Origin of the sequence: Pseudomonas sp. BIOMIG1BAC, assembly GCF_001705995.2 — a bacterium.
GTDB lineage: Bacteria > Pseudomonadota > Gammaproteobacteria > Pseudomonadales > Pseudomonadaceae > Aquipseudomonas > Aquipseudomonas sessilinigenes.
In genome coordinates, this window is record NZ_CP049045.1 from 6,185,291 (window position 1) to 6,198,901 (window position 13,611).

A 13,611-nucleotide genomic window follows, 5' to 3' on the forward strand; every position below is an offset into this window, starting at 1 on the left:
ACATGGGTTTTCGCCTGTCGAAGATTTACACCCGTACCGGCGACAAGGGTGAAACCGGCCTAGGGGACGGCCGCCGCGTCCCCAAGGACCATCCACGAATCGAGGCCATTGGCGAGGTCGATACCCTCAACAGCCAGCTGGGCCTGCTCCTGGCTGGCCTGGAAGAACAGTGTGCCGGCAAGCCGGGGCTCAAGGAGGTGATCGAGGTGTTGGCGCCCTGCCAGCATCGCTTGTTCGACCTGGGTGGAGAACTGGCAATGCCTGAGTATCAGGCACTCAATGAAATGGAAGTACAGCGCCTGGAAACAGCGATCGATGCCTGGAACGAAGAAATGGGCCCCCTGGAGAACTTCATTCTGCCCGGAGGATCGACCCTCATCGCCCAGGCCCACGTATGCCGTAGCCTGGCCCGTAGTGCCGAGCGCCGTTGCCAACAACTCAATGCCATCGAACCGTTGCAAGGCGCAGCGCTGGCCTACATCAATCGCCTGTCGGACGTGCTATTCGTCGCAGCACGCCTGATCGCCAAGCGCCAGGGCATCGCCGAGATACTCTGGCAAGCCGCTGCCAAGCCTTGACCCATTGAGTTCTTCGCAACCGGCCGGTCGCAGCTTTTCAGCGACCGGCCCGTCCTGAAGGGGCTCGCTCAGTCCTGCGGCCAGAACGCACGGATTCCCGCAACGCCCTGGGCACCGCTTGCCCAGGCCTGCTCGCACTGAGCTGGCTCCACGCCTCCCAGCAGATAAGCCGGCTTGTTGAAGCCATCGAGCAATTGCGCGGCCTGGTCCCAACCCAACGGCACGGCCTCAGGATGGGTCTGGGTCGCCTGCACGGGTGACAAGGTCACGAAATCCACATCCATCTGCTGCGCCAGGGACAGCTCCTCGGCGTTATGGCAAGAGGCAGCCAGCCAGCGCTCCTTGCCGAAAGGACGTCCGGCACTGGCGTATTTGCGCAGTTGCGCCGAAGTGATGTGCCAGCCCGCAGATGGGAAATCCCCCAACCACTCAAAGGGGCCCTTGAGCATCAACTGCGCCTTGCCGGCACACAAACCCACCGCATCCACTGCCAAATCACGGTATTGCGGGTCGTAGCCCCCTGGGGCACGCAGCTGGATCAGCTTGCAGCCCTGGGCAATGGCCTTTTGCATGCCGCGTAACAGGGCAGGTGTTTCCAGGCCATCAGGGGTGATCAGGTAGCGCGATGGCAAACGGGCTGCTGCGACAATTGGCTGGTTGGCGGCAGGAAACTCGTAGTCGGCCAGCTCTCGCGGGCTGACCCAGGCCAGTGGCTGGCCTTCGGCGCCGTGCGCTTCGCCAGCAAACTCCGAAACCTCCCAGACATCCAGTAATACCTGCTTGTCAGGGTAATCGTGCTGCACCTTGATCAAGGGGCGGGCGCTTTGCACCTCGATACCCAGCTCTTCGTGCAGCTCACGCGCCAACGCGACCTGCACGGCCTCCCCGGCTTCGACCTTGCCTCCGGGAAACTCCCACAAGCCCCCTTGATGCTGAGTATCGGCACGTCGGGCAATCAGGATCTTGCCACTGGCATCCCGGATGACGGCCGCTGCCACATGTACTCGTTTCACCACGTTTTCCTCTGGTCCGGCGTTCGGCCGGGCCTGGCGGCCGGCCGTTGAAAAATGATGATCACCCTGCCCTGCAAGCCTCCAGGGCAGGCATACCCGGTATCAGGTACGGTATTCGGCGTTGATCTTCACGTATTCGTGGGACAGGTCGGTAGTCCAGATGGTTTCGCTGCAAGCACCCCGTCCCAGCTCGATACGGATGGTGATTTCTTCCTGCTGCATCACCGCCGCCCCTTGGGCTTCGGTGTAGCTGGCTGCCCGAGCGCCACGACTGGCGATGCAGACCTCACCGAGGAACACATCGATCTTGCTCACATCCAGCTCTGGAACGCCGGCACGGCCCACGGCTGCCAGGATGCGACCCCAATTCGGGTCGGAGGCGAACAGTGCAGTCTTGATCAGCGGTGAATGAGCCACGGTGTAGCCCACATCCAGGCATTCCTGATGGTTGCCGCCACCATTGACTTGGACGGTGACGAACTTGGTGGCGCCCTCGCCATCACGGACGATCGCCTGGGCCACCTCCATGCAGACTTCGAACACTGCCTGCTTCAGTGCGGCGAACAGCGGGCCTTTGGCCTCGGTGATTTCCGGCAGCTTGGCCTGGCCAGTGGCGATCAGCATGCAACAGTCGTTGGTGGAGGTATCGCCATCGATGGTGATGCGGTTGAAGGATTTGTTGGCACCGTCCAGCAGCAGGTTTTGCAGAACGTCGCGGGAGACCTTGGCGTCGGTGGCGATGTAGCCAAGCATGGTCGCCATGTTCGGGCGGATCATTCCCGCACCCTTGCTGATCCCGGTGACGGTGATGGTCACGCCGTCATGCTGGAACTGGCGGCTGGCGCCCTTGGGCAGGGTGTCGGTGGTCATGATCCCGGTGGCGGCAGCGGCCCAGTTGTCCACGGACAGATCGTCCAGGGCGGCCTGCAATGCGCCTTCGATTTTCTCAACGGGCAACGGCTCGCCGATCACGCCGGTGGAATACGGCAGTACCGCACTGGCATCGACCCCGGCCAGCTCAGCCAGCTTGGCGCAGGTACGGCTGGCTGCCGCCAGGCCCGGCTCGCCGGTACCGGCGTTGGCGTTGCCAGTGTTGGTCAGCAAGTAACGTACCGGGCCCTGTACACGCTGCTTGGCCAGGATCACCGGTGCGGCGCAGAACGCATTGAGGGTGAACACCCCGGCCACCGTCGAGCCTTCAGCGCAACGCATGACCACCACATCCTTGCGCCCCGGGCGCTTGATACCAGCCGAGGCGATACCGAGTTCGAAACCGGCAACCGGGTGCAACGTTGGCAAAGGACCAAGACCAACAGCCATGAATGCGCTCCTCTCAAGATGGGTGCACCGTCGGCATGAAAGACGGTGCTGCAAATGGAAAAACGCCGCGACGGCTGATGCCGTCACGGCGTGGGTGTTTCAGTGTCTGGCGTGGATCTTAGTTGATCTGGCCGTGACAGTGTTTGTACTTCTTGCCCGAACCGCAGTAGCACAGTTCGTTGCGACCCAGCTTCTGTTCATTGCGTACCGGCGCGGAAGCCAGGGCCACGTCAACCTCGACGCCCTCTTCCAATGCTTCGGGCTGGTCCAGGCCTGGGGCCTCGGCGTGCTCGAACTGCATGCGACGAGCCAGGGACTCGGCTTCCTGGCGCAGGCGCGCCTCTTCCTCGGCCGGGTCTTCGCGACGCACCTGGACGTGGGACAACACCCGGATCGAGTCGCGCTTGATGGAATCCAGCAGCTCGGAGAACAGGGTGAAGGACTCGCGCTTGTACTCCTGCTTGGGGTTCTTCTGCGCATAACCACGCAGGTGGATGCCGTGGCGCAGGTGGTCCATGGTCGACAGGTGGTCTTTCCACAGGTCATCCAGGACTCGCAGCACGATCTGCTTCTCGAAGGTGCGCAGCGCTTCGGCGCCGGCCTGGTCTTCTTTCTCGTTGTACGCGGTGATCAGCTCGTTGAGCAGCTTCTCACGCAGGGTTTCCTCGTACAGGTGATCGTCTTCGTCGAGCCATTGCTGGATCGGCAGGCTCACACCGAAATCGCTCTGGAGCGCAGCTTCCAGGCCTGCCACATCCCACTGCTCAGGCAGCGACTGTGGAGGAATGTGGGCACTGACGGTGGCGCTCAGCACGTCCTGGCGGAAGTCGGCGATGGTCTCGCCGATGTTGTCCGCAGCCAGCAGCGTGTTGCGCATGTGGTAGATCACCTTGCGCTGCTCGTTGTTGACGTCGTCGAACTCCAGCAGTTGCTTGCGGATGTCGAAGTTGCGGCCTTCGACCTTGCGCTGGGCCTTTTCGATGGCGTTGGTCACCATGCGGTGCTCGATCGCCTCGCCGGATTGCATGCCCAGGGCCTTCATGAAGTTCTTCACCCGATCGGAGGCGAAGATGCGCATCAGGCTGTCTTCCAGCGACAGGTAGAAGCGGCTGGAGCCGGCATCACCCTGGCGACCGGCACGACCACGCAACTGGTTGTCGATACGACGCGACTCATGGCGCTCGGAAGCGATGACCTGCAGGCCGCCGGATTCCAGCACCTGCTGGTGGCGTTTCTGCCAGTCGGCCTTGATCTGGGCAATCTGCTCGGGAGTCGGGTCCTCCAGGGAGGCGACTTCCACTTCCCAGTTGCCGCCCAGCAGGATGTCGGTACCACGACCGGCCATGTTGGTGGCGATGGTCAGGGCGCCAGGGCGACCCGCCTGGGCAATGATCTCGGCTTCTTTTTCGTGGAACTTGGCGTTCAGGACCTTGTGCTCGATGCCTTCCTTGTTGAGCAGGTTGGACATGTGCTCGGAGGTCTCGATGGTGGCGGTACCCACCAGCACCGGACGGCCCTGGGTCATGCAGTCCTTGATGTCGCTGATGATCGCGGCGTACTTCTCGTCCGCGGTCAGGAACACCAGGTCGTTGTAGTCCTTGCGCGCCAGCGGCTTGTTCGGCGGGATCACCATCACCTGCAGGCCGTAGATCTGATGGAACTCGAACGCCTCGGTATCGGCGGTACCGGTCATGCCGGACAGCTTGGTGTACAGGCGGAAGTAGTTCTGGAAGGTGGTGGAGGCCAGGGTTTGGCTCTCGGCCTGGATATTGAGGTTTTCCTTGGCTTCGATGGCCTGGTGCAAGCCCTCGGAGAGGCGTCGACCCGGCATGGTACGGCCGGTGTGTTCGTCCACCAGGACCACCTGGCCATCCTGCACGATGTACTCAACGTTGCGGTTGAACAGCTTGTGCGCCCGCAGGCCGGCATAGACGTGGGTCAGGAGACCCAGGTTATGGGCCGAGTACAGGCTCTCGCCCTCGGCCAGGAGGCCGACCTGAGTCAGCATCTCTTCGATGAACTGGTGACCGGCTTCGTTGAGCTCGACCTGACGGGTCTTCTCGTCGACGGTGAAGTGACCGGCCTTGGTGACCTGGCCTTCCACTTCCTCGATGTGCTGTACCAGGCGCGGGATCAGCTTGTTGATCTCGGTGTACAGGCGGGAACTGTCCTCGGCCTGGCCAGAGATGATCAGCGGGGTACGGGCCTCGTCGATGAGGATCGAGTCGACTTCGTCGATCACGGCAAAATTGAGCTCGCGCTGGAACTTCTCTTCCATGCTGAAAGCCATGTTGTCGCGCAGGTAGTCGAAACCGAATTCGTTGTTGGTGCCGTAGGTGATGTCGGCGGCGTAGGCGGCACGCTTCTCCTCCGGTGGCTGGAACGGCGTGACCACGCCGACGCTCAGGCCGAGGAATTCATACAGCGGGCGCATCCAGTTGGCGTCGCGGCGAGCCAGGTAGTCGTTCACCGTCACCACGTGCACGCCCTTGCCGGACAGTGCGTTGAGGTAGACGCCCAGGGTCGCCACCAGGGTCTTGCCCTCACCGGTGCGCATTTCGGCGATCTTGCCTTCGTGCAAGGTCATGCCACCGATCAGCTGCACGTCGAAGTGCCGCATCCCCATGATCCGCTTGCCGGCTTCACGGGCGACCGCAAAGGCTTCGGGCAGCAGTTTGTCGAGGGTTTCACCCTTGGCGATACGGGCCTTGAACTCTCCGGTCTTGGCACGCAATTGATCGTCCGAAAGGGCCACCATTTGCTCTTCGAAGGCATTGACGATCTGTACCGTCTTGAGCATGCGCTTGACTTCACGCTCGTTCTTGCTTCCAAAAAGTTTCTTTAACAAAGGCGCAAACATATCGGCAGGATCTTCCACACATAGGGTTGGAGGGCGGCCCCGTGAGTCGCCCGAGCAGCCCTCATGGCCGCATGCGAACGAGCATTCTACCCGGAAACGATGGTGAGGAAAGTGGCGTTATTCCACGATGCTGGCACAGCGCTTTGACGGGGCCCACCTAAAATAAGGGCTTTTCGTTGAACTTCAAGTGTATTCGCCACAGAAGTTGCTGATCACGATCAGCAAAAGGCAAGGAAACCACCGGCGAGACGAAAAAAATGCCAAGCCCGGTTTCCCGAGCGCTTTCTGCTACCATGGCCGCTCTGTAACTTCTGGTTTCTGATCATGGCATTTCGCCCCCTCGCGGCGCGCCCGCCCGCCGTCCTTCTGCGCGAAGCCAAGCCCCTGAAAGCCATACTGGGCCACGCCCAGCGCCTGGCACACCTGCAGCGCCTACTGGAAAGCCAACTCCAGCCGGCTGCTCGTGAACATTGCCATGTGGCCTCCTGGCGTGAAGGCAGCCTGCTGTTGATCGTCACCGACGGTCATTGGGCCACTCGCCTGCGCTACCAGCAAAAGCGCTTGCAACGCCAATTGCAGGAGTTCGAAGAGTTCGCCCGCCTGACACGCATTCTGTTCAAGGTCCAGCCTCCCACCGTCCAACGTAGTGCGACCGGACACACCCTGGATCTGTCGAACAGCGCGGCGCAAACCATCCAGGCCACAGCCGAGGGCATTACCGACCCCAAGCTGCGCGCCGCCCTGGAGCGCCTGGCCAGCCACGCCAAGCAACGGGATTGACTCAACGACGCTTGCTGCCCCCCAGCAACGACCCCATCAGGCCGCGTACCAACTGGCGCCCCAGCTGATTGGCTGCCTGGCGCATCGCCGACTTCAGTGCCTGGCCAGCTGCCGTCCCCAGGAACTCCCCGGCCCGATCGGCCAGGCTCGGCTCTTCGGCGACCGGTTTGCCAGGCGCCGCTTGGGCATCCGGGGCCAACTCCTTGCGCCCCATCAGCACCTCATAGGCCGATTCACGATCGATAGGCTTGTCATAACGCCCCAGCAGCGGTGAGCTGGCGATCAGGGCCCTGCGCTCGGCGTCGCTCAGCGGCCCGATACGCGACTGGGGAGGCGCTACCAGCACGCGCTGGACCATTTCTGGCGTGCCCTTGTCCTGCAAGGTACCCACCAGTGCCTCGCCAATGCCCAACTCGGTCAGTACCGCCAATGCATCGAAGGCAGGGTTGGGCCGGAAACCGTCGGCGACAGCCCGTAGCGACTTCTGCTCCTTGGCGGTGAATGCCCGCAAGCCATGCTGGATGCGCAAACCCAACTGAGCCAGCACATTGTCTGGCAGGTCGCCTGGCGATTGGGTCACGAAATACACCCCCACGCCCTTGGAGCGAATCAGGCGTACCACTTGCTCGAGCCGGTCCTGCAGGGCCTTGGGGGTACCGGCGAACAGCAGGTGCGCTTCATCGAAAAACAACGCCAGCAGCGGTTTCTCGGCATCGCCACGCTCCGGCAACTGCTCGAACAGTTCCGCCAGCAACCATAAAAGGAAGGTGGCATAGACCTTAGGTGCCTCATGCACCAGGCGGCTGGCATCGAGCAGATGGATGCGCCCGCGCCCGTCCGCGGCCGGCTGCAGTATGTCCTCCAGTTGCAATGCTGGTTCGCCGAACAGCGATTCGGCCCCCTGCTGCTCCAGGGTCGCCAGGCGTCGTAGCAGCGCCTGGCTGGAGCCGGTGGTCATCAAGGCTGCGTCCTCGCCCAATAGCTGCGGGTTGTCCTTGAGGTGATTGAGCAGTGCCTTGAGGTCCTTCAGGTCCAGCAACAACAGACCTTCGCGGTCCGCCACCTTGAACGCGGCATACAACGCCGACTGCTGGCTGTCGGTAAGTTCCAGCAAGCTGCCCAGCAACAGCGGGCCCATTTCACTCAGGGTGGTACGCAAGGGGTGGCCGGATTGCCCATGGACATCCCACAAGGTCACCGGGTAAGCCTGGGGCTGGTGGTTGAGCCAGGGCATCCCGGCAATCCGCTCGGCCACCTTGCCCTGGGGATTGCCCGCCGCCCCGAGACCACAAAGATCGCCCTTGATGTCTGCGGCAAACACCGCCACCCCCGCATCGCTGAAGGCCTCCGCCAGACGCTGCAGGGTGACGGTCTTGCCGGTACCGGTGGCACCGGCCACCAGGCCATGGCGGTTAGCCAGGCGCATGGCCTGGGCGATCGGCTGGCCGTCGAGGCCGGCACCGATGATGAGTTGCGATGAGTCAGGCATTTTGTCACCCCTGGTTAATCTTTGGCCTTACACGGTCGATATTAAGAAATGATGGATCAGAAGTATCTGAAATAAAGGTCAGGTAATTCCTTAGGGACAGATGGAGATATCAGCTTACTTATAACACCGCCTTTTCTGCGCGCCGTTCCAACCCGATGCCCTGGACTCAAAGACCTTAGCGGAACCCCAAGCCATGAACAAAAATCTGCGCTTCAGCCACAAGATCCTGCTTGCCGCCTCGCTTATCGTCATAGCTGCCTTTGCACTATTCACGCTCTATAACGATTACCTGCAACGTAACGCCATCCGTGATGATCTGGACAACTATCTTCAGGAAATGGGCAACGTCACAGCGAAAAATATTCAGACCTGGCTCGCCGGCCGAGCCCTCTTGGTCGAAAACCTTTCCCAGTCGGTGGCCCTGAACCCCGATCCGGCCAATGTCAGCGACCTGCTTGAGCAAAAAGCCGTGACCTCGACATTCATGGGTGCCTACCTGGGCAACAAGGACGGCTCCTTCATCATCCGTCCGGACAGCAAGATGCCGGATGGCTACGACCCGCGCGCGCGCCCCTGGTACAAGAGTGCCGAAAGCACCAATGGTTCGGCCCTGACCGAACCTTATGTCGACCTCGCCTCCGGGCAACTGGTGATTTCCATCGTCGACAGCGTGATCAAGAACGGCCAGCGCATCGGCGCGGTAGGCGGCGACCTGAGCCTGCAGGTGATCGCCGACAGCATCAACGCCCTGGACTTCGACGGCATGGGCTACGCCTTCCTGATCAGCGCCGATGGCAAGGTCCTGGTGCATCCGGACAAGAACCTGGTGATGAAGAATCTCAAGGACATCTATCCCCAGGACACGCCAAAAATCAGCGGCGACCTGAGCGAAGTCAGCGTCGATGGCAAGACACGTATCGTCACCTTCACCCAGATCAAGGGCCTGTCCTCGGTGAACTGGTACATCGGCCTGTCGGTGGACAAGGACAAGGCCTTTTCCATGCTCAAAGAGTTTCGCACCTCGGCGGTCATTGCGACCCTGACCGCCGTGGCCCTGACCATTGCCCTGCTGGGCCTGTTGATCCGCCTGCTGATGCAACCGCTGCACGTCATGACCCGGGCCATGGAAGACATCGCCGACGGTGAAGGTGACCTGACCCGACGCCTGAATATCCAGAACCACGATGAGTTCGGCATCCTCGGCACTGCCTTCAACCGTTTCGTGGAACGCATCCACGGCTCGATCCGTGAAGTGTCCTCGGCCACCGAGCACGTCAACGAAGTTGCACTGCGTGTGGTCAGCGCATCCAACTCATCGATGCTCAACTCCGACGAACAAGCCAGTCGCACCAACAGCGTCGCGGCCGCCATCAATCAACTGGGTGCCGCAGCCCAGGAAATCGCTCGCAATGCTGCCCAGGCCTCGCAACAAGCCAGCGATGCCCGCAACCTGGCCGAAGATGGCCAGCAAGTGGTGGATCGCAGCATCCAGGCGATGAACCAGCTCTCCGACATGATCAGCGCCTCCAGCAACAACATCGAGACCCTCAACAGCAAGACGGTGAACATCGGCCAGATCCTTGAAGTGATCACCAGCATTTCCCAGCAAACCAACCTGCTGGCGCTCAACGCGGCCATCGAAGCGGCACGGGCCGGCGAGGCCGGACGCGGGTTCGCCGTGGTTGCCGACGAGGTGCGCAACCTGGCCCACCGTACCCAGGAGTCGGCGCAACAGGTGCAGACCATGATCGAGGAGTTGCAGGTGGGCGCCCGAGAATCCGTCAGCACCATGAGCAACAGTCAGCGCCACAGCCAGGACAGCGTGGAAATCGCCAACCAGGCCGGGGAACGCCTCAACAGCGTGACTCAGCGGATCGGCGAGATCGATGGCATGAACCAGTCGGTAGCCACCGCCACCGAGGAACAGACCTCTGTGGTGGAATCCATCAACATGGATATCACCGAGATCAATACCCTGAACCAGGAGGGCGTGGAAAACCTGCAAGCGACCCTGCGCGCCTGCTCCGACCTGGAGCAGCAAGCTACACGCCTGAAGCATCTGGTGGGCAGTTTCAGGATCTGAGTATCGGGGCGAATGCCCGACAGGCCGGCTCCTGATCAGGAGCCGGCTGCCAGCCTCAGCGCGATTGCGCTTCGGGATCTTGTTGCAGCTGTTCCCATAACTGCGCAGCCCCCGGGAACTCGGTGCCATCCTCGGCGTCGAGTTCATCGGGGTCATAGCGGCTCAGGCAGCCCTCGCCAAGCACGGCGGGGGCCTGAGAGGTGGCTTTATCCAGAGGATTGGTCATGGGCTGACCTCATCGATTGCAAACCAGGAGCGGGATATTCAGCACCCGCTCGTGATTTTTTTCAATCAGAACACCACGGTCTTGTTGCCGTGCACCAGCACGCGGTCTTCCAGGTGGTAGCGCAGGCCACGAGCCAGGACCATCTTCTCCACGTCACGACCAAAACGCACCATGTCCTCGATGCTGTCGCTGTGACTGACTCGCACCACGTCCTGCTCGATGATAGGGCCGGCATCCAGCTCTTCGGTGACGTAGTGGCAAGTAGCGCCAATCAGCTTCACACCGCGCAAGGAAGCCTGGTGATAAGGCTTGGCACCGACGAAGGATGGCAGGAAGCTGTGGTGGATGTTGATCACTTGCTGGGCGTATTCCTGGCACAGCTGTGGCGGCAGGATCTGCATGTAGCGCGCCAGCACCACCACATCCGCACCATGCTCCTTGACCAGGCGCGAGACTTCGGCGAAAGCCGGCTGCTTGTCCTTTGGATCAACCGGGACATGGAAAAACGGAATGCCGTGCCATTCGACCATGCTGCGCAGGTCGTCGTGATTGGAAATCACACAGGGGATATCGCAGTCCAGCTCATTGCTGTGCCAGCGGTGCAGCAGGTCGGCCAGGCAGTGGGATTCACGGCTGGCCATCAGTACCACGCGCTTTTTCTCGGCGGTATCGGTGATCCGCCAATCCATCGAGAACTCTTCGGCGATCGGCGCAAAAGCCTCGCGAAATGCTTCCAGGCCAAACGGCAGGGAGTCGGCACGGATCTCGTGGCGCATGAAGAACCAACCACTCTGGTTGTCCGAATGGTGGCTCGCTTCGGTGATCCAACCGTTATGGGAGGCCAGAAAGTTACTGACTTTGGCAACGATGCCAACGCGGTCAGGGCAAGAAATCACCAACCGAAAGGTGCGCATGAGGGGGAAACTCCAGAACTTCGCAAAGGTCGCCATTCTAGCCATTACGCAGCAAAACTGCAGTATTCATTGCACCTGGACACCACCGCTAGAGCCCAAGCGGGGCCTTGGCACGGCTTTAACGACTAGTAGTCACGGGACCAAACCAGACACTTGCAGTTAGTACAAAACTAAATTGCGAATAGCACAACAAAAACCCGTGTTCTATTAAATAGCGAAATGGCTCTTACGCCTAAAGACACTAAGAGAGGCAAATAAAACAGCTACATTATGTTTACTTGCACAAACTCCCTGACTATTATTGCCGCACTGTCCTCAGCCACCCAGCGCCCAATAAGGTAGATCTCCATGTCCCTGATCAACGAATACCGTGCTACAGAAGAAGCCATCAAAGAACTGCAAGCACGTTTGAAGAACCTGTCCCAAGACGACAAACTGAAGGCTGAACTGGAGTTCGAAGGCAAACTGCGCAGCCTGATGGGCGAGTATTCCAAATCCCTGCGCGACATCATTGCCCTGCTCGACCCAGAGTCGAAAGTTAAGGCTCCTCGCGCAGCTGTAAAGACCACTGGCACCAAGCGTGCGCGTAAAGTTAAACAGTACAAGAACCCGCACAACGGTGAAGTCATCGAAACCAAAGGTGGCAACCACAAAACCCTGAAAGAATGGAAAGCCAAGTGGGGTGGTGACGTGGTTGAAGGCTGGGCGACCCTGCTGGGCTAAGGCTCGCGGTCTTCTCGGCACTATAAAAAACGCCAGCTAGCTGGCGTTTTTTTATGCCTGGAGCGTTTGTTCAAGAATTAGGAGCAGCTTCACTAAGATCCAGGCGTCGAATCAGCGCATGAACATATTCCTGCCACTGCTCAAGGACCTGGCGCTGCATCGAATCAGCACTTAGCAACGCCTGCTCAAGACCTTGACGGAAACTTTCCAAGGTATTGGGCGCGCCCAGTTGCGGATCAAGCAAGCGTTGCCGGCAAAATCCCAGCCACCGTTCTTGCTCAGCTTCGCTCAATGTTTCCGTAAAGTTACGAGCACGGTAGCGGAAGAGTAGTTCAGGCAGCCGCTCATCATCGAATGGCCACTGTTGCCGAGCTAAATTCTGTGGATCTGCCAAGCGCACTTGCTCACACAAGCGTCGATCACGATCACCAATAAAGCCGTCGTACAATTGCTGCTCAGGGTCTTCGCTGACAGCGAACTCATCAGGGCCGTAGATCACTGAAAGTTTATCTTGCCAAACTTCTTGAGCATCCCTCAAAAGCGCAGCACGGCGCTGGTACTCATCCATGTCCAAGTGCAGACGCTGCTGATCTTCAGCCCGCAGGACATTCAACGGCGCGACCACCGGACAGCGGTTGATATGAATCAACTTCAGCGGTACGGGCAACTCACCCTCGGCCAGCTCTTCACGTCGGGTGTACAGCCGTTGGCGCAGCGCCTCGGCGTCCAGGTCCAGGAGCCCCTGGGGATCCAGATGCAGATCGCAGACGATCAGCGCATTGCGATTGCGCGGATGCCAGGCCAGTGGCAGGACCACACCGACATAATGCCGCGCCGCGGAGAAACGCCCGGAAATGTGCACCACAGGTTGCAACAGGCGAATCTGGTCCATGACACGCTGCTTGCTGCGCAACTGGAACAACCAATCGTAGAGCTTGGGCTGTTTGTCGCGAATCAGCCGGGCCAGGGCGATAGTCGCCCGCACATCGGACAAGGCATCGTGAGCCTGGCCGTGATCGATGCCATTGGCTGCGGTCAGGCGCTCAAGCTTCAGGGTCACCTGCCCTTGCTCCTCTGGCCAGACAATACCCTCGGGGCGCAACGCATAGGCTGCACGCACCACATCGATCAAGTCCCAGCGACTGTTGCCGCCTTGCCACTCCCGGGCATAGGGATCGAAGAAATTGCGGTACAGGCTGTAGCGAGTCATCTCGTCATCGAAGCGCAAGGTGTTGTAACCCACACCGCAGGTTCCCGGGCGCGCCAGTTGCTCATGCACCCGGGTCATGAATTCAGCTTCGCCCAAGCCACGCTCGGCCAGGCGCTGCGCGGTGATCCCGGTAATCATGCAGGCAGCTGGATGCGGCAGGATGTCGTCGGCAAGCTGGCAATAGAGGTTGACCGGTTCATCAATCTCATTGAGCGCCAGGTCAGTGCGAATACCGGCCACTTGCAACGGGCGATCGTTGCGCGGATTGATGCCAGTGGTTTCGTAGTCGTACCAAAAAAGGGAAGTCACGGCCTGTTCCTGAACTGAAATACCGCTGCAGTCTAGGCGCTCGCACAGGTCCAGGGCCAGCCGCACGAAGGCGTGAGAACCGCCAAAAACGCCTGGATTCGCAGTT

Annotated in this window: 11 protein-coding genes and 1 pseudogene; 5 read left to right on the forward strand and 7 right to left on the reverse strand. The window is 60.3% G+C overall.

The features are described 5' to 3' along the window. Positions 1-2: 2 nt before the first annotated feature. Positions 3-578, forward strand: a complete 576-nt coding sequence (locus tag ATY02_RS28650; RefSeq protein WP_068585216.1) for a cob(I)yrinic acid a,c-diamide adenosyltransferase — start codon at positions 3-5, stop codon at positions 576-578. A gap of 68 nt (positions 579-646) precedes the next feature. Here ATY02_RS28650 and ATY02_RS28655 read toward each other — a convergent pair whose 3' ends face one another. The 3 genes from ATY02_RS28655 to secA all read right to left on the reverse strand — a co-directional run bounded on the left by ATY02_RS28655 (position 647) and on the right by secA (position 5,771). After that, positions 647-1,591, reverse strand: coding sequence for a Nudix family hydrolase (locus tag ATY02_RS28655; RefSeq protein ID WP_068585212.1), 945 nt, complete (start codon positions 1,589-1,591; stop codon positions 647-649). 102 nt (positions 1,592-1,693) lie between these two features. After that, the gene (argJ, locus tag ATY02_RS28660; protein WP_068585209.1) at positions 1,694-2,911 is read right to left on the reverse strand and encodes a bifunctional glutamate N-acetyltransferase/amino-acid acetyltransferase ArgJ; all 1,218 of its coding nucleotides are present in this window, start codon (positions 2,909-2,911) and stop codon (positions 1,694-1,696) included. 118 nt (positions 2,912-3,029) lie between these two features. Beyond that, the gene (gene secA, locus ATY02_RS28665; protein ID WP_068585207.1) at positions 3,030-5,771 is read right to left on the reverse strand and encodes a preprotein translocase subunit SecA; all 2,742 of its coding nucleotides are present in this window, start codon (positions 5,769-5,771) and stop codon (positions 3,030-3,032) included. Positions 5,772-6,095: 324 nt separating this feature from the next. Between secA and ATY02_RS28670 the strand changes: the two genes are divergently transcribed. After that, positions 6,096-6,551: a DUF721 domain-containing protein gene (locus tag ATY02_RS28670; RefSeq protein WP_068585204.1), complete on the forward strand. Its 456-nt coding sequence runs from the start codon at positions 6,096-6,098 to the stop codon at positions 6,549-6,551. A 1-nt stretch (position 6,552) separates the two neighbouring features. On the opposite strand, the gene ATY02_RS28675 is transcribed toward ATY02_RS28670, so the two are convergent. Continuing rightward, entirely contained in the window at positions 6,553-8,040 is a 1,488-nt protein-coding gene (locus ATY02_RS28675) for a helicase HerA-like domain-containing protein (RefSeq protein ID WP_068585201.1), read from the reverse strand. 193 nt (positions 8,041-8,233) lie between these two features. On the opposite strand from ATY02_RS28675, the pseudogene ATY02_RS36720 reads away from it, so the two are divergent. Both ATY02_RS36720 and ATY02_RS36725 read left to right on the forward strand, forming a co-directional pair. Next, positions 8,234-9,265, forward strand: a pseudogene (locus tag ATY02_RS36720) (cache domain-containing protein); the annotation flags it as partial. Between the two features lie 93 nt (positions 9,266-9,358). Continuing rightward, positions 9,359-10,123: a methyl-accepting chemotaxis protein gene (locus tag ATY02_RS36725; RefSeq protein ID WP_416220697.1), complete on the forward strand. Its 765-nt coding sequence runs from the start codon at positions 9,359-9,361 to the stop codon at positions 10,121-10,123. A 55-nt stretch (positions 10,124-10,178) separates the two neighbouring features. Here the strand turns inward: ATY02_RS36725 and ATY02_RS28685 are convergent, their stop codons facing one another. After that, complete coding sequence (locus ATY02_RS28685; RefSeq protein ID WP_164823724.1) at positions 10,179-10,349, reverse strand: hypothetical protein; 171 nt, start codon at positions 10,347-10,349, stop codon at positions 10,179-10,181. A 65-nt stretch (positions 10,350-10,414) separates the two neighbouring features. After that, a complete protein-coding gene (purU, locus tag ATY02_RS28690; protein ID WP_068585197.1) occupies positions 10,415-11,263 on the reverse strand; it encodes a formyltetrahydrofolate deformylase in 849 nt (282 codons plus the stop codon). A 348-nt stretch (positions 11,264-11,611) separates the two neighbouring features. On the opposite strand from purU, the gene mvaT reads away from it, so the two are divergent. Continuing rightward, positions 11,612-11,986 (forward strand): histone-like nucleoid-structuring protein MvaT, encoded by a 375-nt coding sequence (gene mvaT / locus ATY02_RS28695; RefSeq protein ID WP_022640534.1) that lies wholly within the window; start codon positions 11,612-11,614, stop codon positions 11,984-11,986. A 70-nt stretch (positions 11,987-12,056) separates the two neighbouring features. Here mvaT and sbcB read toward each other — a convergent pair whose 3' ends face one another. After that, on the reverse strand, positions 12,057-13,505 hold the full coding sequence (gene sbcB, locus ATY02_RS28700; protein ID WP_068585194.1) for an exodeoxyribonuclease I: 1,449 nt from the start codon (positions 13,503-13,505) through the stop codon (positions 12,057-12,059). Positions 13,506-13,611: the final 106 nt, after the last annotated feature.

Bases quoted from the DNA above. Each gene is read 5' to 3' on its own strand.
- mvaT (WP_022640534.1), top strand. From the start codon at position 11,612: ATGTCCCTGATCAACGAATACCGTGCTACAGAAGAAGCCATCAAAGAA.
- ATY02_RS28670 (WP_068585204.1), top strand. From the start codon at position 6,096: ATGGCATTTCGCCCCCTCGCGGCGCGCCCGCCCGCCGTCCTTCTGCGC.
- purU (WP_068585197.1), bottom strand. From the start codon at position 11,263: ATGCGCACCTTTCGGTTGGTGATTTCTTGCCCTGACCGCGTTGGCATC.
- argJ (WP_068585209.1), bottom strand. From the start codon at position 2,911: ATGGCTGTTGGTCTTGGTCCTTTGCCAACGTTGCACCCGGTTGCCGGT.
- secA (WP_068585207.1), bottom strand. From the start codon at position 5,771: ATGTTTGCGCCTTTGTTAAAGAAACTTTTTGGAAGCAAGAACGAGCGT.
- ATY02_RS28650 (WP_068585216.1), top strand. From the start codon at position 3: ATGGGTTTTCGCCTGTCGAAGATTTACACCCGTACCGGCGACAAGGGT.
- ATY02_RS28675 (WP_068585201.1), bottom strand. From the start codon at position 8,040: ATGCCTGACTCATCGCAACTCATCATCGGTGCCGGCCTCGACGGCCAG.
- ATY02_RS36725 (WP_416220697.1), top strand. From the start codon at position 9,359: ATGCTCAACTCCGACGAACAAGCCAGTCGCACCAACAGCGTCGCGGCC.
- ATY02_RS28685 (WP_164823724.1), bottom strand. From the start codon at position 10,349: ATGACCAATCCTCTGGATAAAGCCACCTCTCAGGCCCCCGCCGTGCTT.